22 protein-coding genes are annotated in these 19,724 nt (G+C 69.9%); 7 read left to right on the forward strand and 15 right to left on the reverse strand.

Annotated features, from left to right (window positions below):
* Positions 1–49: 49 nt before the first annotated feature.
* From IF30_RS0100005 to IF30_RS0100050, 10 genes are all read right to left on the reverse strand, one after another.
* Positions 50–307 carry a hypothetical protein gene (locus IF30_RS0100005; RefSeq protein WP_030230071.1) on the reverse strand — a complete coding sequence of 86 codons (258 nt, stop codon included), beginning with the start codon at positions 305–307 and terminating at the stop codon, positions 50–52.
* A 327-nt stretch (positions 308–634) separates the two neighbouring features.
* Positions 635–1,186: an NUDIX domain-containing protein gene (locus IF30_RS0100010; RefSeq protein ID WP_030230073.1), complete on the reverse strand. Its 552-nt coding sequence runs from the start codon at positions 1,184–1,186 to the stop codon at positions 635–637.
* Positions 1,186–2,130, reverse strand: a complete 945-nt coding sequence (locus IF30_RS0100015) for a phosphotransferase family protein (protein WP_030230075.1) — start codon at positions 2,128–2,130, stop codon at positions 1,186–1,188. The genes IF30_RS0100010 and IF30_RS0100015 overlap by 1 nt, the downstream gene beginning before the upstream one ends.
* A complete protein-coding gene (locus IF30_RS43040; RefSeq protein WP_051708931.1) occupies positions 2,127–2,885 on the reverse strand; it encodes a class I SAM-dependent methyltransferase in 759 nt (252 codons plus the stop codon). The genes IF30_RS0100015 and IF30_RS43040 overlap by 4 nt, the downstream gene beginning before the upstream one ends.
* Entirely contained in the window at positions 2,882–3,682 is an 801-nt protein-coding gene (locus IF30_RS0100025; protein WP_030230080.1) for an inositol monophosphatase family protein, read from the reverse strand. Before IF30_RS0100025 ends, IF30_RS43040 begins: the two co-directional genes overlap by 4 nt.
* Positions 3,679–4,776, reverse strand: a complete 1,098-nt coding sequence (locus tag IF30_RS0100030) for a hypothetical protein (protein WP_030230082.1) — start codon at positions 4,774–4,776, stop codon at positions 3,679–3,681. Before IF30_RS0100030 ends, IF30_RS0100025 begins: the two co-directional genes overlap by 4 nt.
* A complete protein-coding gene (locus IF30_RS40770) occupies positions 4,769–5,953 on the reverse strand; it encodes a glycosyltransferase family 4 protein (RefSeq protein WP_037898557.1) in 1,185 nt (394 codons plus the stop codon). Before IF30_RS40770 ends, IF30_RS0100030 begins: the two co-directional genes overlap by 8 nt.
* Positions 5,954–5,984: 31 nt before the next feature.
* Complete coding sequence (locus tag IF30_RS43045; RefSeq protein WP_051708932.1) at positions 5,985–6,656, reverse strand: HAD family hydrolase; 672 nt, start codon at positions 6,654–6,656, stop codon at positions 5,985–5,987.
* Complete coding sequence (locus IF30_RS43050) at positions 6,653–7,564, reverse strand: aminotransferase class IV (protein WP_051708933.1); 912 nt, start codon at positions 7,562–7,564, stop codon at positions 6,653–6,655. The genes IF30_RS43045 and IF30_RS43050 overlap by 4 nt, the downstream gene beginning before the upstream one ends.
* A gap of 83 nt (positions 7,565–7,647) precedes the next feature.
* A complete protein-coding gene (locus IF30_RS0100050) occupies positions 7,648–8,868 on the reverse strand; it encodes a hypothetical protein (RefSeq protein ID WP_030230088.1) in 1,221 nt (406 codons plus the stop codon).
* A gap of 435 nt (positions 8,869–9,303) precedes the next feature.
* Here IF30_RS0100050 and IF30_RS0100055 point away from each other — a divergent pair, with 435 nt between their 5' ends.
* The 4 genes from IF30_RS0100055 to IF30_RS0100070 all read left to right on the forward strand — a co-directional run bounded on the left by IF30_RS0100055 (position 9,304) and on the right by IF30_RS0100070 (position 12,761).
* Positions 9,304–10,161 (forward strand): helix-turn-helix domain-containing protein, encoded by an 858-nt coding sequence (locus IF30_RS0100055; RefSeq protein WP_078891033.1) that lies wholly within the window; start codon positions 9,304–9,306, stop codon positions 10,159–10,161.
* Positions 10,158–10,670, forward strand: coding sequence for a DUF397 domain-containing protein (locus tag IF30_RS0100060; RefSeq protein ID WP_030230092.1), 513 nt, complete (start codon positions 10,158–10,160; stop codon positions 10,668–10,670). Before IF30_RS0100055 ends, IF30_RS0100060 begins: the two co-directional genes overlap by 4 nt.
* A gap of 557 nt (positions 10,671–11,227) precedes the next feature.
* Complete coding sequence (locus tag IF30_RS0100065; RefSeq protein WP_030230094.1) at positions 11,228–11,662, forward strand: NUDIX hydrolase; 435 nt, start codon at positions 11,228–11,230, stop codon at positions 11,660–11,662.
* Positions 11,663–11,909: 247 nt separating this feature from the next.
* Complete coding sequence (locus IF30_RS0100070; RefSeq protein WP_030230096.1) at positions 11,910–12,761, forward strand: hypothetical protein; 852 nt, start codon at positions 11,910–11,912, stop codon at positions 12,759–12,761.
* On the opposite strand, the gene IF30_RS0100075 is transcribed toward IF30_RS0100070, so the two are convergent.
* From IF30_RS0100075 to IF30_RS0100095, 5 genes are all read right to left on the reverse strand, one after another.
* A complete protein-coding gene (locus IF30_RS0100075; RefSeq protein WP_234322523.1) occupies positions 12,756–13,520 on the reverse strand; it encodes an aldo/keto reductase in 765 nt (254 codons plus the stop codon). The two genes, IF30_RS0100070 and IF30_RS0100075, sit on opposite strands and share 6 nt — an antisense overlap.
* A gap of 17 nt (positions 13,521–13,537) precedes the next feature.
* Positions 13,538–14,758, reverse strand: a complete 1,221-nt coding sequence (locus IF30_RS0100080; RefSeq protein ID WP_030230100.1) for a JmjC domain-containing protein — start codon at positions 14,756–14,758, stop codon at positions 13,538–13,540.
* A gap of 86 nt (positions 14,759–14,844) precedes the next feature.
* On the reverse strand, positions 14,845–14,994 hold the full coding sequence (locus IF30_RS47400) for a hypothetical protein (RefSeq protein ID WP_158834563.1): 150 nt from the start codon (positions 14,992–14,994) through the stop codon (positions 14,845–14,847).
* Between the two features lie 620 nt (positions 14,995–15,614).
* Positions 15,615–15,791, reverse strand: a complete 177-nt coding sequence (locus tag IF30_RS47405) for a hypothetical protein (RefSeq protein ID WP_158834566.1) — start codon at positions 15,789–15,791, stop codon at positions 15,615–15,617.
* Between the two features lie 194 nt (positions 15,792–15,985).
* Positions 15,986–17,620, reverse strand: coding sequence for a hypothetical protein (locus IF30_RS0100095; RefSeq protein WP_158834569.1), 1,635 nt, complete (start codon positions 17,618–17,620; stop codon positions 15,986–15,988).
* A gap of 687 nt (positions 17,621–18,307) precedes the next feature.
* Here IF30_RS0100095 and IF30_RS0100100 point away from each other — a divergent pair.
* From IF30_RS0100100 to IF30_RS0100110, 3 genes are all read left to right on the forward strand, one after another.
* On the forward strand, positions 18,308–18,886 hold the full coding sequence (locus IF30_RS0100100; RefSeq protein WP_051708934.1) for a hypothetical protein: 579 nt from the start codon (positions 18,308–18,310) through the stop codon (positions 18,884–18,886).
* Between the two features lie 125 nt (positions 18,887–19,011).
* Positions 19,012–19,275, forward strand: a complete 264-nt coding sequence (locus tag IF30_RS0100105; protein ID WP_030230106.1) for a hypothetical protein — start codon at positions 19,012–19,014, stop codon at positions 19,273–19,275.
* The gene (locus IF30_RS0100110; protein WP_030230108.1) at positions 19,272–19,637 is read left to right on the forward strand and encodes a hypothetical protein; all 366 of its coding nucleotides are present in this window, start codon (positions 19,272–19,274) and stop codon (positions 19,635–19,637) included. Before IF30_RS0100105 ends, IF30_RS0100110 begins: the two co-directional genes overlap by 4 nt.
* Positions 19,638–19,724: the final 87 nt, after the last annotated feature.

Here is a 19,724-nt window from a genome sequence, read left to right on the forward strand (position 1 = left end):
GAGATTTCTGCCTGTCTCGTGGGCTCGGAGATGTGTATAAGAGACAGGCCTACGGCCGCCAGTCATGGCGGTAGTCAGGGTGGTCCTTGCACTGCTCGGCGAGTTTGAGCATCAGGTCGCCGAGCGCGGTAGCCGTGGGCCATCGTCGGTTGTTGACCGCTTCGCAGTACTCGTTGACGATCAGTTCGACCACGGCAGCGCCCTCGAAGGGATGCCCCGGATCGGCAATGCGAGCGCGGAGGAAGTCCTCTACGAAGGTCTCGAGCGGCACCTGATACTCCGACGTCGTGGTGTGGTGTTGCGTCATTCTGGCAGCGTCGCCACACGGGCAGAAACGGACGCCGCGCGCCGGCCCGCTGGGGGCGGGGGGCACCCGCCACCCGGCGCCCGCCCCGGCACGGTGTTCTGGCCCATCAGGTGCGGGGCGTTCTAGCGGGTGGAGGGGAGCGGCGGCCTTCCCTGCCGGGTCTGGCGGACGAGGCAGCTCAGGATCTCCTCCTTGCCGATGCAGGCATGAGCGGGCCTCGGCTCCGGGAGTGGTCATGACATCCCCGGACCCCAGCAGCTCCCAGCAGTCGTCTCGGAAATGACGAGGGGCTTCTCGCTAGGGATCCCTTCGGGAGGACGAGCTTGGTCAGATGTAGTCAACGAAGTCGCTACCGCCGTGCTCGATGTACGCCGTGAGGCCGGAGGCCGCTGCTGCGGCTACCTGGCGAAGGCGATCCATGCTCCGGGGGTTGAGGACGTCGGTCCAGTCCTCGACGGGGCGGGCGGCCCAGTCGCTGTGTTCGGCGGGATCCAGGTGGATCGACGCGAGTTGCTCGGGGCTGAGTGCGCCACCGTCGAAGATCAGACCGAACTTGTTCGCGGGCCACGTCGGTTCGGGCGGAAGGAAGTGGACGGCCAGCAGTCGGCCGCACTTCAGAGTGAGGCCGGTCTCCTGCCGGGTCTCGCGGATCGCCGCCCCGCTCGGGGGCTCGCCGGGGTCCATCTGGCCGCCGGGGAACTGCCAGATCTGGCCCTTGTCGGGCTTGTAGACCGAGGAGTTGAGCAGTACCGGCTGGCCGTGCTCGTCGGTGATGTAGAGAGAGGCGTACGCGGTCGCACGGGGAAGGGTGGCGATGAACTCCTCCGGCGGGAGCCAGCTGCCGGCCTGCGGATCGGGCTCGGGCAGGAAGCTCTCCATCAGTTCCTCCAGTCGGTGGCGGTGTTGAGGACGTCGGCGGCCCACTGGTAGTGGCCGGTGTCGCGGATGTCCTTGTCCTGCTCGGGATAGAGGTCGCAGCTCAGCAGGGCGATCATGTGCAGGTAGTCGGCGAGGTCGTCGCGCCGGTCGGCGGGGAGGTCCTCGGCGGCGGCGGCCAGCAGGCGGTTGCGGACGTCGACACGGTCTTCGTCGTACATCCGGTAGTAGGAGCAGGCCCCCGCGAGGTCGTAGAGCGGGTCTCCGAGCAACGTGAAGGTGCCGAAGTCGATGACGGCGCTGACCTTGCCGTCGGCGACGAGGATGTTGTCCGGGTAGAGGTCGCCGTGAATGACGCCCTCGGGCCCGGTGTAGGGGCGGGCGAGCCGTGCGGTGAGCCGGTCGGTGATGTGGTCGACGGCCGGGACGTCGCGGCGCAGGTCAGCGAGGACCTTGGGGAGCTTCTGCCCGAGGAGGCGGCGCAGGAAGGCGTGCCAGTCCTCGCCCTGGTGGGCCGGGTCGGGGTCGAGGAGCATCCGCCGGGCGAGCGGGGTGGTCAGGCGCAGGCCGGTGAAGTCGCGGACGGCGCCGAGGTAGGTGTGTTCGGTGGCCGCGTCGGTGAGGTCGAGGGCGTCGCCCATCGGGGTGCCGGACAGGCGGGTCTCGGTGACGGCGAGCAGGGGGCCGTGCTGCTCGATGCTCTGGATCTCGGGCAGGGCGAACGGGACGCTATTGCGGTCAAAGCGCCGGTAGAGGTCGGCGATGGTCTCCAGCGCACTGCGCTGGTCGGGGTCGGCGTAGACCTTGAGGACCTGGTCGTGGCCGAGGGCGTAGACGCGGGCCTCGGTGCCGGCGGCGATCAGGTCGGCGGGGGTGAGTCCGCGGGCTTCGAGGAGCTGGTTCTCGGCATCGGCGGTGATGCTGCTGGCGTCTCGGCGGGTGATCACGGCGTGCTCCGGGTGATGGCGGTGACGACGGTGCGGTTCTCGGGCCGGACGGGGCCGCCGGTGAAGTCCCCGGCGAAGGAGACGACGGCGAATCCGGCCTGGTGCAGGGCGTCTTCGAGTTCGGGACGGGAGTACATGCGGGTGCGGCAGGTCGCGGACCAGCCGGGCCGGGTGTAGGTGACGTGGGCGTGCTTGGCCTCCCAGTCGTACCAGGCGCTCTCGGTGACCCCGTTGTACGTAACGGTTTTGGTGCTGATGGGTTCCGTGCCGTGCCGGTTCTCGTGCTCGGCCCGCTCGCGGGTGGTCAGCTCCATGACGAGGTGGCCGCCGGGCTTGAGGGCGGTGGCCCAGGCGGTGAGGGCGGCGAGGTCGTCGGCCGGGGTGTCGAGGTAGCCGAAGCTGGTCCACAGGTTGAGAACGACGTCGAACTCCCCGGGCGGGGGGTTGCGCATGTCGGCCTGGTGGAAGTCGGCGCCGGGGTGGAGGGCGCGGGCGCGGCCGATCTGGTGGGGCGAGGCGTCGATGCCGGTGACGTGGAGTCCGCGGGCGGTGAGGGGGCCGGTGTGCCGGCCGAAGCCGCAGGGGACGTCGAGGACCCGGGTACCGGGGGCCATGAACTCCTTCGCGCACAGGGCGTCGAGGTCGGCCTGGGTGCTGTCGTACTTGCCGAGGGCGCGGAAGGTCTCCTCGAAGCCGGGGTCGAAGAAGGCGTCGGCCCAGTCGTCGGGGGCGGTCACAAGGGCGGTGTCGTTCACGGGGTGGACTCCAGAGTGTTCAGGAGGAGGGAGTGCAGCTCTCGGGTGTCGGAGGCGACGAGGTAGCGCGCGGTGACGTCGGGACCGTCGAAGCGGACCGGGCGGCCGTGTTCGTCGGTGATGTGGCGGCCGGTGGCGATGAGGAGGTGGCACAGGGCGGCGATGTCCCAGGCCCGGTGGCCGCACATCTCCGCGACGGCCCCGGCGGCGGTGCCCCGGGCCACTTCGGTGAGCGCCCGGGTGGACTCGAAGGCGTCCACCAGCAGCGGGTTCCCGGCGGGCAGGCGCTCGCGCAGTGCGGCCGGCTCGAAGTAGCAGGCGTGGACGGGGCGCTCATCGGGCGGTTGCGGGAGGGGCCGGAACGTCGCCTGGTCGCGGTCGGCGACGGCAAGGATGCCCGCGGCGGGGAAGGAGGCGATGGAGAACTCCGGCACCTGAGCGCGCCAGGCGCTGACGAGGACGGCGAAGTCGGTGGAGCCGTCGAGGTACTGGCGGGTGCCGTCGAGGGGGTCGATGTACCAGGTCAGCACGCGGTGGTTTGTGTTGGCCTGGTGGGTGGCGGGGTCCTCCTCGGTGACGATCACTGCCGTGGGGTCGAGGTGGGTGATCGCCTTGACGAGGATCTGTTCGGCGTCGGTGTCGGCGGCGGAGACGAGCGTGCCGTCAGCCTTGCGGCGCACGTCTTCCGGGCCGGCCATGCTGGAGCCCGGCCAGGTGCTCAGCAGGCGGGCGGCGGCCTGGTCCACGGCGCCGACCAGACTGCGCGACCAGTACGCGGCCCCGCCCAGGAGCGTCACCGTGGGCCTCCCGTCAGCGCGGCGGCGATGTGCTCGCCCCACGCGGGCCAGGAGAACGCGGGGTCGTAGGCGGCCGGGGTGGGGGTCCGGTGGTATTGGGTGCGCATCGCGTCGATCAGGTCAGCGCTCTCGCGTTCACCCTGGCTGACGGTCAGGTGGATCTCCTCGGGGCAGCGCGGGTGCATGCCGGGGATGTCGCTGAGGATGGTCGGGCGTCGGTGGGCGATCAGGGCGCTGGCCGGTCCGGAGGTCTCGCCCAGCCAGGGGCCGCGCAGCTGGATGCCGCAGTCCGCGGCGAGCAGCAGGGCGTTGAACTCGGCGTCGGTGAGGTATCCGGTGTGGCGGACGGTGGGGTCGTCCGGGACTGTGAGGCCGTCGCGGGCCTCCCCGGCGAGCAGGAGCAGGGCGTTCGCGGGGCGGTCGGTCCAGTTCCGCCAGGCGTCGAGGATGACGGGGATGCGCTTGTAGGCGCCGAGGAATCCGAAGGTGGCGAAGACGAACGCCTGCTCGGGTAGGCCGTGGCGGGCCCGGGTGCCGGTCACGGGGTTGAGCGGGTGGACGGGGAAGGGCAGGTGGCGGATGTCGGCGGTGGGGTGGCGGTCGGCGAGGTGCTCGGCCAGCAGCGGGGAGTGGACCAGGACGCGGGTGGCTGCTTCGATCGCCAGGTCCTCGATGTGGGCGTTGAGGCTGTAGCGGTCGACGTGCGGGTGGTCGGCGAAGTGCCGCTCCATGGCCGCCCGGGTGTCCAGGTGGGTGCCGACCGCGGTGGAGATCCGGGTCAGGACGGCCTGCTGCTCGGCGGCGGGCAGCTGGTCCCACGCCTCGTAGTAGTAGTCGAGGTTGTTGTACTCGTGGAGCAGGACCGTGCCGGGCCGGGCTGCCAGCGCGCGGAAGGCGCCGTGGTGGAGGGTGTTGTTGCCCAGGTGGTAGAGGACGTGGTCGAAGGCGGTCGGGTCGATGCCGGGGCCGGCGATCCGGCGGGTGGTGAAGTGCGCGGCGAGGTGGGGCAGGGACTGGGTGATGTACCCGGCGACGCCGCTCTTGTCGCGCGGGGCGGGGCCCCAGACTCCGAGGGTGGGAAGCTGCTCAGACACGGGCCGCTCCGAGGACGGGGCGGGCGGCGCTGATCGCCTCGCTGTAGGCGCTGCCGGTGTTGGCGACGCAGCGGGTCATGCCGAAGTTGCGGGTGGCGCGGTCGGCGGCGGCCCGGCCGGTGTGGGCCCGCAGGGTGGGGAGGGCGGCGAGTTCGTCCAGCGCGGCGGCGTAGGCGGCGGGGTCGGCGGTGTCGACCAGGCGGCCGGTGTCGGGGGTGACCACCTCGTTGAGGCCGTCGATGTCGCTGACGACGGCCGGGGCGCCGTGCTGCATGAACTCGATGACGGCCAGCCCGAGCCCTTCGGCGGTGCTGGGCTGGGTGACCAGGTCGGCGGCCTCGGCGAGCAGGTCGCGTACCTCGTCACTCTGGTCGGTCAGGAGCGTGATCCGGTCGCCGTGCCGGGCGGCGCGTTCGGCGACGTATCGGAGGTAGGCGGAGTCGGAGCCGTTGGTGGAGCCGAGCAGGACCACCCGGCAGTCTGCGCGGGTGGCCATCAGCTCGAAGGCGTCCAGCAGCCGGTGCTGGGTCTTGCGGGGGGTGTAGCGGCCGGTGAGGGCGATCAGCAGGCCGTCGGTGGGCACGCCTGTGGCCTGCGCGAGGAAGTGCCGGGCCACCCGGCGGTCGTGGACGCGCGGCCGGTGGCGCACGCCGAGGTGGACGGTGCGGATGCGCTCGGCCGGGTAGCCGAAGCCGGCGGCCTGCCGGGCGAAGGCCCGGCTGCCGGCGAGGACCAGCGTGGGCGTGCAGGTCCTGGCGACGAAGCGGGAGCGGGGCCAGCCGCCGGGCTCCGTCTCGGGTCGGGTCTCGTGGAACGAGGCGACGACGGGCACCGTCTCGGCGAGGCCGGACATGTGCGTCAGCAGCAGCGCGGCCTGGGTGTGGGTGTGGATGACGTCCACCTGCGCGTCGGCGAGGGGGGCGAAGTCGTCCAGGGCGGCGAACAGGCCGCGCTCCCACGGCACCGCGTTGGGGTCCGGCGGCTGGAGCAGTGCGCCGCCGCGCAGGACCCGCACCCCGTTCTCCCACCTGGCGGCGGGCTGGTCCGGGGAGTCGCGGTTGGTGAGGACGGTGACCTCGTGACCGGCTGCGGCGAGGTGTTCGGCGAGGGTGGTGACGTGGGTCTCCATGCCGCCGTGGCGCGGGCGGTAGGTGGTGCTGACCAGGCCGACGTGCATGCGGTACCTCCTTCTCCGGTCGGGGAGTTGGTCAGGTGGCGGGCAGGTGGTCCAGGAGCTGGGGCAGGGCGGTGATCACCGGGACGGGCAGTTCGCGGTACACCTGGTGGCGGTCGTAGAGGACGGTGGAGGTGATGCCGGCGCGGAACGCGCCGAAGATGTCGTTGATCAGGCCGTCCCCCACGAACAGCGCGTCCGCGGGCGCGCAGCCGAGCTGGCCGAGGGCGGAGGCGAAGATCCCCGGGTCCGGCTTCTCGACTCCGGTGAGGGTGGAGTCCACGACCACGTTGAAGAAGTCGAGCAGGCCGAAGCGGGCGAGTTCCTCCGTGAGGGTGCCGTCCGAGTTGGAGACTGCCGCCACCGCCAGGCCCCGCCCGCAGATCTCGCGGAGTACCGCAACCGCGTCCGGGTCGAGGTCGCGGTACAGGTCGGTGCGGTCCGTGCAGCGGCGCCAGGCCCGGCGGCCGGTCTCCGACCCGACGCCCAGCAGCTGTCCCCACATCGCGCCGACCTTCTCGGGCCGGGTCAGGCCCTGCGGGAAGTCGAGGTGGTGGGCCTCGGCGGCGGTGGCTAGCGCGGCCTCGGCGGTCTTCGCTCCGATGCCGGGTGCGCCGACGGCGGCGAGTTCCTCACTCATCACCTGTCCGCTGGGGTGGATGAAGGTCATCCCGATGTCGAACAGCACCGCCTTCCGGAGCTTCACGCGATCACCGCCAGGAAGGAGGCGTCGAGCGGGGGCCGGGTGCCGGAGCACATCGCCAGGTACTCCTCCCGGAGCGCGCTGCCGATCGGGTGGTCACCGTGGCGGGGGCGGTGGCCGTCCACCTGCCCGACGATCCGGACTTCGTCCAGCGTGCCGGTGACGAAGACCTCGTCCGCGCCGTGCAGGTCACCGGGGGTCAGGGACTGCTCGGCGGCCGGGATGCCGAGCCGCTCCGCCAGCGCCAGCACGGTGGCGCGGGTGATGCTGGCCAGGATGCCGTCCGTGAGCGGCGGCGTGGTGATCCGGCCGTGCCGCACCGTGAACACGGCGGCGCCCCCGGTCTCGGCGACGTTGCCGTGCTGGTTGAGCAGGATCGCCTCGTCCGCGCCCTTCTCCAGCGCCTCCAGGCGGGCCAGGCGGAACCCGGAGTACGCGGCGCCGGTCTTCGCGGCGGTCGGCAGCGCGTCGTCCGCGATCCGCTGCCGGCTGCTGACGATGCACCGCATCGGCTCTACCGGCCGGGCCGGAGCGGGGAAGCAGGTGACGATCGTGCCGGTCGTCATCTCGGTGCGGTCCGCGGTGTAGCGGCCGGTGTCCACGTACACCGACGGCCGCACGTACACGTCGCTCTGCGGGGCAAGCGCGGCCAGCAACTGCGCGATGCCGTCGCGCAGTTCGGCGGCGAGGCCGGGGTGAGGGATGTGCATCAGGGCGGCGGAGGTCTCCAGGCGCTCCAGGTGCTCGCCCAGCCGCACGACGGCCAGGCGGCCGTCCGGCTGCCGGTAGCCGCGCAGGCCCTCGAAGACGTTCACCGCCCGCATCGCGGTCTCGGCGGTGACGTGGATCGTGGCTTCCTCCCACGACCGCACCTTCCCGTTGTGCCAGATCAGCTCGGGGACGTTGCTCATCGTCCTTCTCTCTTCCGGGTCGGGGGCGGTGCCGGGTGGCCGACCGGCCTGGTCGGCCACCCGGCACCGCGCGGGGAGTGCGGTCAGGCCGCGGCCGGCACCTTGACGTCCAGGTGGGCGGCGAGTTCGAGCAGCGCGGGGGTCGCCTCGCGGCGGCACATGAAGTCCTCGTCCCGCGCGCCCTCGACCAGGTATGGGCGGAACACCGACCCCTCCTCGAAGCCCTCACGGTCCAGGAAGAACACCGTCAAGCCGCGCTCGCGGGCCCGGGCCTGCACCCGTCGGCGGTCGGCGTGGCTGCCGATCACCAGCAGCGACCGCGCCCCGGGGAGGAAGGGGACGTCCGGGATCTGCTCGTGGTAGCGGCGGACGTAGTGCTCGTCCAGACCCGCCCGCGCCATCAGGCCGTCGAAGTTGTTGGTGATCACCGGCCCCACCATGTGCCCGGCGTCCGCCAGGCCGCGCAGGGTCCGGTGTCCGATGGTCGGCTCCGCCTGGAGGCAGGCCCGGGTCATCTCGGTCAGCTCCGGCATCTTCGACTCCGGCGCACCGAGGATCTCCGGCAGGAAGGTGTCCTCGCCGGGCGACAGCACGAACCGGTGGTCGCTCATGTCCGTCACCCGGTAGACCTCGTGCAGCCGGTGCAGCGGCGGCACCCCCGCCTCGACCGACATGCCGCACCCGACCTCGACCTGGAACGGCAGGAAGTCCGCGATCCGGGACAGGTCCGGGATCAGCGTCGGGTTGCCGCGCTCCTCCTTGATCCGCATGCCGGCCGCCATCACCTTCCACGGCATGTTCTGGTCGTGGAGCACGGGCATGTGCCCCGCAGAGGTGATCGTCACGTCCAGGCTCTCGTACCCGGCCGGGAGCGTGCGCCCGGCGAGCTCGTCCTGCGGGTGCACGCGGTGCGGCAGCACCGTGCACTCCAGGTCCCCGCGCCGCCACCGGCCCCGGTCCCCCGGCTGCCAGCCGCCGTCCGCGAGCGCCTTGCGGACCCGGTCGAAGTGGTGTGCCAGCTCGGCCTCCGGGTACGAGGCGCTGTGGAATATGTACAGCTCGGGGACGGTCAGCACCGTCCCGCCGCCGACCTGCTTGGTGGCGTAGCGGTAGCGGTAGTGCAGGATGCGCCGGCGGCCGTCGTCCGGGCCGGTCCAGCCTGACTCGGCCGCGTTGCGGGGGTCCTGGGTGCGCCGCCACAGGCCCTCTTCTAGGTCGCGGGGCCGGTCACGCCGGCTGACGTACCGCTCCCAGCGGGTCGCCAGGGTCGGCGAGAGTTCCTCGGCCTCGTACGGGAAGTGCATGGTGCTCTCCCTGCTGTCGATGTTCGCGCCGCGACGGCGCCCAGCCGGTTCCGCGATCAAGTCCCTGGCACCCGCGGCAGGCACGCACTACCGCGCGGGCAGTGAAGTGGGACAAGGTCGCGAGACTCACGAGCTGGTAGTACGCCTCGGCGTGAAGATGAAGAGGACGCCTGCCGCTGAACGTTCGTCGACAACCAGCCTGTGATGCAGGCGAGTTGACAGACCACCGCGACCAGGAAGAGGGCATGCCGAAGAAGGAGGCGCACTACCGGCCATTGCAGTCCGTGCCCCCATGAACACTGACTGCACACAAGATGATGACCGGCAGTCAGAGCACTGGCAAGGGTTCGCGATTGGAAAACTTTTCCTGTACGCCAAGTTGTATGTGCTCGGCTCGACCGAGCCACTACGATCAATCTGACTTTGGAGGTGACGATGCCAGGAGAACCCAACCCCCGACGCCGGAGACTGGGCGCCGAGGTGCGCCACCGCCGCGTGGAACTCGGCTGGTCCCTGGAGACGTCGGCCAAGCAGCTCGGGTACGGATCTGCGAGCACCGCTCACAAGATCGAGTCCGGGCACCAGAAGATCACCCTCCAACAACTCCCCCACTTCCTCAGCGTCCTCGGAGTCGCCGAGCAGGGCGCACAGGAGTTCTGGCGGGAGCTCGTGGTGAGCGCGAACAGCGACGACTGGCACGAGCGCTTCCCCGGTGACGCCGACGACCCCTTCGGCAGCTACGCCACCGACATCGAACTCGCCAGATCGGCCTTCTTGTGGTCACCGACCGCACCCCACGGGCTGCTCCAGCACCCGCTCACGGAACGGGCGATCATTGAGGCGGACCTGGCGTGGAGCACCCCAGACGACGTCGAGAAGTTCGTCAGCGTGCGCGCCGAACTCCGTGAACGTGTCCTCTCCCGGCAGCCGCCGCCAGCGATCACCTCTGTCCTCACCGAAGGCCAACTCCGGCAGGAGATCGGCGGGCGGGCCGGCGTACACCGACAGGCCGCACACCTCGCAGAACTGGCGAGAAGCGTTCCAGGCATCACGATCTTGGTGATCCCGTTCTCAGTCGGCGCGCACGCGGGGATAGACGGCCCGTTCATGCTGATGACGTTCCCGACAGGGCGCACCAGCGTCACCATCGAAGGCAGGCGAGCGGCTCTCCAGATCCACGAGGCCGACGTCGTCGACGAGTACAAGCGCGTCAGCGAGCAAATGGCGGACGATGCCCTCTCCGCCGAGGACTCACTGACCTTCCTAGATCAACTCGCTGAGGAATACGCATGACCTTGCACGTCGGGGGCCCCGTCCCCAACGTACGGCGCATCAACGCCGATCCTGTGTGGCTGGCCCGACAGCTCGCTCATGCTGAATGGCAGTCCGCCAGCACCGGCGGATCGAACTGCGCCGAGGTTGCCCTCCTGCCCCGCGATATCACCGCTGTACGCGACTCCGTCAACCCGGAGCGTCCCCCCTTGATCGTGTCCGACGCAGGGTTCGGGCAGTTCGTGGATGCGGTCACCGCGAACCTCTTCAACGGCCCCCTTGGCCTCGGCAGAGACCCGGTCACTGCGATCGGCAAGAACACGCTCTCCACCGAGTGGCTAGCCGCTCATATCAACCTCTCCACCTGGCGGTTCGGAGGTCCGGAAAGCATCGGTGTGGCCTTCCTCCCCCGCGCAGTCACTGCCTTTTGCAGCCCTGCAGGCGAGGAGCGACGATTTCTGATCTTCGCTCAATCCGAGATCACCGACTTCTTCGCCGGCATCAGAGGTGGGCTGTTCCGTCGCCCGTGAAGGCCGTCGCACTGGCGGGCGCATCGGAGCCAGATGCCTCCGGCGGCCCGGTTACAGCTCGGGCACAGCCCAGCACGGCAGCGGAATGGCGGCACAGGCGGCGCATTCCGCAGATCAACACGCATCGACTACTTAAATCTCAGCTGCCGTAGCGTCGCAGTGCGAGCCGCTGGGTGGGGGAGTCAAGCCGTCGGGGTCTAGGACCCAGTCGGGCACGGCCAGCACCGCCGTCGGGCCGCGCCGGCTTCTTCACGGGAGCGTGCTTGCCATGCCCTTGGCAACGTCGGATCAGCCTGGTCGAGGGTGAGTAGACGGACGGCCAGACGGTCACGGGCGGGCGCCGCCCGAAGCGGGCGGACCAGGCGGACCGGGCGGCGCAGGGGCGGGACGCGCAGCACGGGAGCTCTGATGCTGACCGGGAGAAGGCAAATTGACGGTCACTCAGGGAACCTAGACTCATGAGTTTCCCGGCCCGCCTCATGGGCCGGACTGAGGGGCTGGAGCCGCGCTCCCGCAAGCTCCAGACGATCATTCCCGACCGCGTGGAGGTTGTTCCGATGCCCAAGAAGGTCACCAAGGAGAAGGTGCTCGTCTACGTCGTGCGCGACGGGCGGCTGCTGGTGTTCCGGCACACCGACTACAGCTACGAGGAGGTCGGCATCCAGGTCCCGGCTGGCAGCATCCGCCCCGGGGAGACCCCGGAGGCCGCCGCACTGCGGGAGGCCCGCGAGGAGACCAGCCTGACCGACTTCAAGATCGTGCGAAAGCTCGGCGAGACCGAGTACGACATCAGCCCCTACCGATTCGAGATCCAGCACCGGCACGTTTTCCACCTGGAACTCATCGAGCCCACCCCGGAGCGGTGGACGAGCCACGAGAACCACGACGGCGAGCAGGAGCCCACCCGCTTCGAGTGTTTCTGGATCCCGCTTGAGGCCGCGCACATCCTCCAGTCCGGCCAGGGCGCCCTACTGGGACGCCTGTCCGACTGATCGACCGGTCACGGCAGCAAGGGGCAGCCGATGCACCGACCCACCAAACAGCACCACTCGATCGACCGGCTTGCCAGGGCTCTGAGCGGCTCCCTCAGGGCGGGGCGGCAACGGCCCGGCCAGGACGGCGCACGGCAGGGGCGACGGATATGGGCGGACCAGGCCGACGGAGGGCGGCAGACCTGGAGGCCGGGGCGGCAGGCGAATATTGGGGCCTGCTAGCCCGTGCGTTGCTACGGTCGTATCCATGACGTTGTCCTCGCCAGTTGCCTCCCAGGTCGATCTGCGACGTGAACCGGTCGATGAGGTACTTGATCGCGTGGAGCGGTCGTTGCAGGTGCGCCTCGACCAGGAGACCTTGGTGCGTAAGCGCCGATCGGTGGGCGCGCGCACGGATCGCGGGACGTGGGTGCGTGTCGAGCGGCGGGGACTGGACCGGATCGGCGTACAGGGTGGCGACGGTACCGCTGCGGCCGAGGCGCTGCAGGGGATCTCGAAGCCCGCATGGTTGGCCAGCGCGGCGTGGCGGGACGAGGAGAATCCGGTGATGTGGCGGGCCGACGAAACGGCGCTGCTGCCCTCCTCCCCAGCTGGGTCCGCCGTAGTGGCCAAGGGGCCTGATCTGTCCTCCGGCTGGTGGTCAGAGTTGAACGGCTCTCTCGACGCCCTCGCCGCGCAGCACACCAACCGGATCGCCACCCCGGACACCGAGACGATCACCCAGGCGCTGGTCACCGCGACGATCCAGCAGGTGTTCCCCGACGTCGACACCACGGTGAGCGAGTGGGTTCCGGCGCACGCTGATCTGAACTGGGCGAACGTAACCGCGCCAGAGTTCTGTGTCTTCGACTGGGAGGACTGGGGGATGGCCCCGCGGGGTCTGGACGCGGCGACCCTGTGGGGTGCGTCGCTCGCTGTCCCGGCTCTTGCCGATCGCGTCCGTGAGGAGCGGCGGACGGATTTCGAAAGCCGGGACGGCAAGCTGATGACGCTATTCGTCGCGGCGAAGATCATCGGGCCGTACGCAGTTCTCGGTGATTCCCGCCTGGAGCCGGCCCGCACGGTGGCGGAGCGGCTGGTGAACGACCTCACCTCATGACGGGGTGGAACTTCGTTCGTTGAGGAGCGAGCGGTAGCGGTCGACGGTGGTTCGGTCGACGCGGAGGGAGAGCGCGTCGACCAGGCTGCGGAGGTGCTCGATGCTTCCTGTGCCGACCGCGACCCGGTGAACGGGCGGGATCTCGAATGCCACGCGGAAGGCGCTCTGGATGTTGGTGGCCTTCTGCCCTGGTTCGAGAAAGACGGCCGTGTTGAAGGTGGTCCATACCTGCTGTCGGCTGTCTCCGCCGAACGGGCTCATGCCCCATCGCCCGTCGGGTTCAACGCCCAACCCGACGGCGAGCAACTCCCCGGCTGCGAGGGTGTCAGCGTCGACCAGGAGACCGGCTCTGGTCATCAGCACGTCGGTGGGCGGTAGAGAGCCCGCATCGGTGAGCGTCAGCAAGGGGCGCGGGCGCCAGCTGGAGATGCCCCAGAAGGTGCACAGCCCGCGCTTGGTGATCTCGGCCATCGTCTCGAAGGCGCTCAGGAGATTCCCCTTCGCCTCGGCCGGCGGCTGGTGTGCCAGGCTGTGCTCCGGGTTGTGGAGGAGCAGCACATCCGGGATGCGACCGAGGTCCTCAGCTGTCTTCTCGGCGGCGGCCCACAGCTGTTGGGGATCGAGCGAGTGCTGTGGTCGGTCGTGGTGGGGGAAGAAACCGATCTTGGTGCTGATCGTGAACTGTGGCAGCAGATCGCCAGCGACCTCGAAGAGGGTCCGGTGGGAGGCGAAGCTGAGGTAGTTGAAGGCGGTGTCCAACGAGGTGACGCCGAGGTTCAGCGCGCCTTCGAGGAGCCTGCGGCGGTGCTCAGCTCGGTATAGCCCAAGGACAACTCGGGCGTCAGGGCGGTGCACAGTTCCTCCTCGATCAGGATTTCGGCCAGGTGCTCGACGTCCACGCCTGTGTCAGCTGCTGCGGCGGCGATGTTCACCGGGTGCCCGCTCAGCAGCAGCCGCAGAGCCGGGGCCGCCTTGGCCGCGAAGGTGAGCTTCTTCCCCGAGGCGATGACCTCGACCACGCCGCTGCAGTCTCGAAGAGTCGGCTCGAACTCGGAGACGCACACCACCGCGTCCGGCTTTCCGAAGGAGCCGATGAAGGGGACGTGCCGTGCGGAGGAGCGCTCGCGCTCGCGGGCCGCCAGGAACTCGGCCGGCGGCAGCTCGGCAGCGATCCGCCCCACCGTCTGGACGAGGGCTTCCTGCTGACGGTCCCACTGGTCGGGGTTCCATCGGTCAAGATCACGCCGGAACGCTTCGTCAGTGCGGCATTGGTCGGCCAGCCATGCTGCCCAGTTCACACCTGCCCGCTTCACGATGCCGAAGGTGGCATGGAGGCTGTAGCCGTCGCCCTGGTCTCTGCGGGTGGCCTGGTGCCAGAAGCCGCGCGGGATGTGCATCACGTCGCCAGCCTTCATCGTGCCCTGCCAGACGATCTCCTCGCTCGGCTCGATGTTCGGCGCGGAATCCCGGTACATCGGCACCGACCGGGACGCCCCGCGGACCTCCCAACTCTTCTCCCCGGCGAGCTGGACGATCAGCACGTCGTGGTCGTCCCAGTGCAGCTTGAAGCCGCTGGCCTCCTGGGTCGTCAGATAGGCGTTCACCTGCACCAACTCGTGGGACCACCATTGGAGCGCCCGGCAGACGACCTCCATCACCGGGTCGAAGAAGTCGATCTCATCGAGCACCAGCGTGCAGCCGGAGTTGAGCAGACTGCCGACGCGGCGCATGTCGGCCATCGGAATGGCCTGCCCGCGGCGGGTGACAGCCGGGTTGATGTAGCGGCCGGAGTGAAGCTCCGCGCCCTCGTGGAAGATGCGGAACTGCGGCGTGGTGAGGCTGCGACGCATCACCAGGTCAAGGAGCTTGTTTGGTGACAGCAGCTTGCCCAGGAACTCCGGCTCGTCCAGGGCACCGCGTGCGAAGGTGGTGCCGAGCGCGCCAGGGCCATCCCAGCCCAAGGCCTTTTCGACCGCGCGAACGAACGGGTGGTCCATCAGGTACCTCCATGGTCGTTGTACGAGCTGAGGAGGGTCGGGGCCCGCTAGTTGCGGCGGGCCCCGCCGTTCTCGTGCTGGACGAACTACTCCTGCGGCAGGTTCAGACCATCCCGGTTGTCACCGTCGTCACCGGACGACGTACCGGTCGGGTCCGACTCGGCCGCGTCGGCGGTGAATCGGTCCTGAACGGTGATCAGGCTCTCCACGCCGATCAGCAGCTCATCACGGTCCATCGGATCACTCCCTCTTGTTGGTGGAGCGGTACACGGGCTGGCGTCGCCGGCCCGGTCGCTCGGGGAAGCTCACGACTTCCCCCAGCCAATCTGACGGCCTCGGGCACACATCAGCTTGCGCTCGGGCTCCCACTGCTCTGGAGACGCTGGGAGAGCCAACCGTCTTGTCCACTGATGTATCAGCGGCCTACGACAGGATTTGACTGGTCATCCGTAGGTGAACCGTCTGTCTAACGCGTTCCGGACAGCATGTAACTGCCGAGTGATTCATGGGCAACGGCTCCGCGTGCCACCGTGACCTCGTGTGATCGACCACTTCTCGGCGTGGGTGGTCGCGGCAGCTCAACGGGTTCAGATGTCCAAGGGCGAGGAGGGGTGTCATGACCTGCACACGCGTCGGGTGGAGGGGTGCAAGCGTTGTGGTCATGGATATGGCGAAAACTGGCGGGCGTACCCCGGTGGTGCGGACCCGGGGTGCGAGGCCGCCTCCGAGAGAACGACGTCGTCGCGGCGACGCACGAGGTGGGGTCGCCGGCCAGTCTGAAGCACTGCCGCCCGTGTGTACCTACCGGTCCGGACCGACGTGGGCGGGTCCGGGGGTCCGTCAGATGTGGGGCGCTCTAGCTGGTGAAGGGGAGCGGCGGCTTGCCCTGCCGGTTCTGGCGGACGAGACCATCCAAGATCTCCTCCTTGCTCATGCCGCGGTGGCCGGGCTCGGCCTCCAGAGTGTTCTTGGCGTTCCCTGACGTCAGGAGCTCCCAGCACTCGTCTTGGACGATGACGAGGGGCTTCTCCATGGTGTTCCCTTCGGGAGAACGAGCTGGCCCTAGTGCAGCTGAGGCACCAGCGTAGCCAGGGGTGACAGAGCCGCTTGGATGGGGTGGCGTGTCCCGGCGCGGTGGAAGCGACGCGCAGAGGCTGGAGGCCCAGTCGGCGCGGACGGTTGCTGGAGAGCCAAGCAGGAGGCGCGCAGCCGCCTGGGGTTCGGCGATCAATTTGTCGTCCTGGGTGGCGTGCGCTGCCCGTGTGCATGGCTGAGCAGGTACAGCCCCGCCTGGAGGATGAGCGCGACGTGGTGCCTGGGCGGAGTACCGGTCAGGCCGTGGAGGATGTCGTTGCGCAGGTTCATTCCGCGGTCGGAATCGACCAGGAGGAGTTCCAACGCCTTGCTCCAGTCCGCCGGGTACCCGGCCTCCGGCATGCTCTGGAGGAGTCCACCCATCAGGTCGACCCCGCCGGAGCTCTGTCCCCGGGCTACGGAGACGACAGGGACCTGGGGGCGCAGAAGCTGGCGGAGGATCTGCTCGACCTGGGGCAGCGCCACGCACGCCGCAGCGTCGAATTCCTCCAGCCAGTAGTAGCAGAAGGCCTGGGCAAGGGTCCGCGCGCGAGACTCGGGCAGCACCGTCTCGTGTGCCAGAGCGGCGGTCATCTCGAACTCGTCGGGTCGAAAGCGCTCGTGGATGCGGTCGAGCTGGACTGCGGTCAGGATCCCGAACAGCCCCAGGCCGCGGACCTGCATCGCCACGGCAAGGTCGTCGTCGGCGTCGACGGGCGGGCGGACGAAGACCGGTCCGGCTGGGTTGATGCGCGAGCGCGGGATCCGTAGCAGGCCCTCGAGCGCACCGTTGGCCTCGGCCTCGGCCTGCGCGCGCATCGCCGGGTGGATGTCCGGCACGGTGAGCCACAGCGCGGTCCGCAGATCCGGGGCGGCATCGACCCGGGCCTGCTGCCCGGCAATCAACGCGCGCGGGATGGTGCCCTCGGTCCGGATGGAAGTCCACTCCGGCGTGGTCTGCTGCAGGGCCATCTCGGCGCGGGCCCGCAGGTCGGGCAGTCCCCGCTTCTGCGCCTCCGTCGCTGCCTCCGTCAGAAAGTACAGGCGGCGGTGCCCAGCATCTGCAGTATCGGCAGCGTCGAGGAGGGTACAGACCACGGTGGCGTCGATCTCCGCGTGGCGGCTGGGGGGTGCGTCCTTCCGCAGTGCATCGAGGAAGCCGAGCCGGACATCGACGTCGCGGGCGAAGAGGCTGGCCGCCCGTTCGGCGAGGTCCGCGACATCGCACTCCAGAGTCTGCAGCGCTTCCAGGACAACCAGCAGGGTCCGCCCCTCGTCCTCGGCGCCGGCCAGGAGACGTTCGGCGAGCGCGAGGGCGTCCCTGGTCGCGCGTTCACGAAGGTCGTGCTGCTTGAACTTGAGGGACAGCTCCCCGGCCTTCTTCAGGCACCGGGCGGCCCGCGGCAGCCCGGTGCCGCCCTGGGCGGCCAGCAGCAGTTGCGCCGCGTCGAGGTATCCGGTGGCCGCGTCGCGGACGTGGTCGGGCCTACGGCCGTGTCCGGCGTCGAGCAGTAGATGATGAAGGTGGCCGCGGAGAAAAGGATCGTCCACGTGGTCTGCGTACAAGCTCCAGATCTCCAACTGGGCTGGCGCGGACGGAGCCGGCGGCGTCGCCCGCGCCTTCTGCCGGGCCTTCGTCACTGCGGACGGCCGACGGTTCAAGGCGGCGACCAGCGCGTCCCGCTGTGCGACGGCTGTGCCCGAGCCGACGTCCGTGGCCGCGAGGGTCAGGGCGGCGGCCGTGTTGGAGGCGGCGTCCTTCGCGGCCATCATGAGCGCGGTCAGCACGCTCGGCTCGATCTGGGACACGGGGCCTCGCTTTCGTCACCAGCAGTATCGGAGCAGCCGGGGTACGCGCGCACCGATTTTCGTGCGCCTGGCGGCCCAGCGACCCGAGTGCGACACACCAGCCCGCAGACCTCGGGCGCAGCCCCTCGGCGGTCGTGGTCATTCATCATCAACGTCGCCCTTGGACCGGCGCCGAGCGCCAGCGGCCCGCACCCGCTGCGAGCGGTCGTACAGCGGCGCGCCCTCGGGGCCGCGGGTGTAGCCCTTTCACCTCGCGGTGCTGGCAACCCGGGCCGCGCGGCACCACCACACGGTCCGGCCGGCGGTGCACCGGGCCGGACAGCGGGGCATCCTCGTGGATCACCGACACCCGACGCGGCCCGGGGCGGGGCCGGCGGCGCCCGACGGCCCGGCGGAGGGGCGCGGGCGGCAACCGGCGGGCCGCCGAGGCGGGACAGGGGCGGCATCGCCACACCGGCAGGAGCGGCCGGGTGCCCCGGACGGCGAGGAGCTCACTTCCCCGACATCCGGAACCGGCAGGGACTGGAACCGGCGGGCAGACGGCAGCAGCCCGGGCGGCCAGGGACGGTGGCGAGCGGGGGCCCAGGGCGCGCGGCGGGAGAGACGGCGCCCCGGGCCCCCGTTGGATGATTCGATACAGATTGGGGCACTTGTACTGTACGTACTATGCGTGTGGATATTCGTACTGTGCTCCGTAAGCACGAGGAAGAGCTCCGGCTCTTTCGCCGGAGCCTGTTCTCTACGGAGCCGGCCGATAGCGGCCTGGCCTCCGTACTGCCCGAAACCGTGCTGAAGCAGTTGCAGGCGGAAGGAAGGGTGATGCCGCACCGTCTCGGACCGGTGCGCTCGGTGACCGACCGACGTGCTGTCCTCACCGTCGTCGGGGACATCACCGACCAGGCCGTACTCCTGGAGAAGCCTGGCCGGGAAGGAGCTGTGCTGACACTCTCGGTCGCCGCGCAGCACAAACAATTCCGTACTCGCCAGCCCGTCGATCTGGAAGAGGCGACGGCCTGGGTGGAGGCGGTCGTGGGATCCGACTGGCTGCCGCACTTCTACTCTGCCGGGGCCCTGAGCGGTTCCGCGACGGGCGGGACCTCGACGCCGAAGCCCCTGATGACGCAGTACTTCTACATGTTTCTAGGCCCGGACGGTGTCCCGCATGCCGAGCCGGAAGGACATCCACTGGGCGCCCTGGCCCCGCTCGTCCAGGGGCGCCCTGACGACCAACAAAGCCCAAGGTGAGCGGGGGTAGCGGGGCCGACACGGCGCGGTGTTCAGGGCCCGAGCGACTAACCGACAGCTCTCCCGCAGCGGGCACGCCCTGCCAATGCTAGGCATTGGTATCAGCTGCTAGCTATGCTGGGGGTATGGGTAAGCAGACCAACATCCGGCTGGACGAGGCCGTGCGGGCGGCGGCCGAGGAGCGGGCCAAGCGGCGCGGGCTGAGCCTGCAGGGGTACGTCGCCGATCTGATCGAGCAGGACGTGAACGAGTCCCGGTCGGCGTTCATGGCCGGCGCCGCGGGCTTCCTGGCCTCCTACGCGGAGCGGTTCGAGGCGGAGTTCGGGGAGGACCGGTACCCGGGGCTCCCGGACGGGCTGCCGAAGGACGCGCCGAGGGACGCCGCGTGAACCTGAAAGTCGACCTCGCGTGGATCCTGGCAGTGGCGCAGCAGATCCCGGGGGATCCCCAGGTCGTCGACTACGGCGTGCCGATCGCCGCTGAGGCCCGGCACCGCGCGGAGATCCTGGGCCAGGAGGTCTATCCCGAGCCGCACCACAAAGCCGCCTCGCTCCTGTGCGAGCTGGCCCGGCAGCCGAGTCTGGAGGTCCGCAACCTGCTGTTCGCGGCCACCGTGACCGCCGCTTACCTGGCCGCGTGCGGGCTGCCGGTCAGCCCCGGCCTCGACACCGTGCTCCCGCTGGCCCGCGCCGCCCGCGACGGACTCCCAGCACGCGAAGTCGCCGCCCAGATCAAGACCTGGACCAGTTAGCCCGCTGGTCAGGCTCTGGCGACCGGCGCGACTTTTGGTGCGCCGATTCGCGCCGACTTCTCCCCACTCACCTCAACACGCTGTCAG

The sequence above is a fragment of the Streptomyces sp. NRRL S-350 genome, assembly GCF_000719705.1.
Taxonomy (GTDB): domain Bacteria; phylum Actinomycetota; class Actinomycetes; order Streptomycetales; family Streptomycetaceae; genus Kitasatospora.

Bases quoted from the DNA above. Each gene is read 5' to 3' on its own strand.
- IF30_RS0100050 (WP_030230088.1), bottom strand. From the start codon at position 8,868: ATGCACTTCCCGTACGAGGCCGAGGAACTCTCGCCGACCCTGGCGACC.
- IF30_RS0100070 (WP_030230096.1), top strand. From the start codon at position 11,910: ATGACGTTGTCCTCGCCAGTTGCCTCCCAGGTCGATCTGCGACGTGAA.
- IF30_RS47405 (WP_158834566.1), bottom strand. From the start codon at position 15,791: ATGGAGAAGCCCCTCGTCATCGTCCAAGACGAGTGCTGGGAGCTCCTG.
- IF30_RS0100100 (WP_051708934.1), top strand. From the start codon at position 18,308: ATGCGTGTGGATATTCGTACTGTGCTCCGTAAGCACGAGGAAGAGCTC.
- IF30_RS0100055 (WP_078891033.1), top strand. From the start codon at position 9,304: ATGCCAGGAGAACCCAACCCCCGACGCCGGAGACTGGGCGCCGAGGTG.
- IF30_RS40770 (WP_037898557.1), bottom strand. From the start codon at position 5,953: ATGCACGTCGGCCTGGTCAGCACCACCTACCGCCCGCGCCACGGCGGC.
- IF30_RS0100080 (WP_030230100.1), bottom strand. From the start codon at position 14,758: ATGGACCACCCGTTCGTTCGCGCGGTCGAAAAGGCCTTGGGCTGGGAT.
- IF30_RS0100060 (WP_030230092.1), top strand. From the start codon at position 10,158: ATGACCTTGCACGTCGGGGGCCCCGTCCCCAACGTACGGCGCATCAAC.
- IF30_RS0100105 (WP_030230106.1), top strand. From the start codon at position 19,012: ATGGGTAAGCAGACCAACATCCGGCTGGACGAGGCCGTGCGGGCGGCG.
- IF30_RS0100005 (WP_030230071.1), bottom strand. From the start codon at position 307: ATGACGCAACACCACACCACGACGTCGGAGTATCAGGTGCCGCTCGAG.
- IF30_RS0100065 (WP_030230094.1), top strand. From the start codon at position 11,228: ATGCCCAAGAAGGTCACCAAGGAGAAGGTGCTCGTCTACGTCGTGCGC.
- IF30_RS43050 (WP_051708933.1), bottom strand. From the start codon at position 7,564: ATGAGCAACGTCCCCGAGCTGATCTGGCACAACGGGAAGGTGCGGTCG.
- IF30_RS0100010 (WP_030230073.1), bottom strand. From the start codon at position 1,186: ATGGAGAGCTTCCTGCCCGAGCCCGATCCGCAGGCCGGCAGCTGGCTC.
- IF30_RS47400 (WP_158834563.1), bottom strand. From the start codon at position 14,994: ATGGACCGTGATGAGCTGCTGATCGGCGTGGAGAGCCTGATCACCGTT.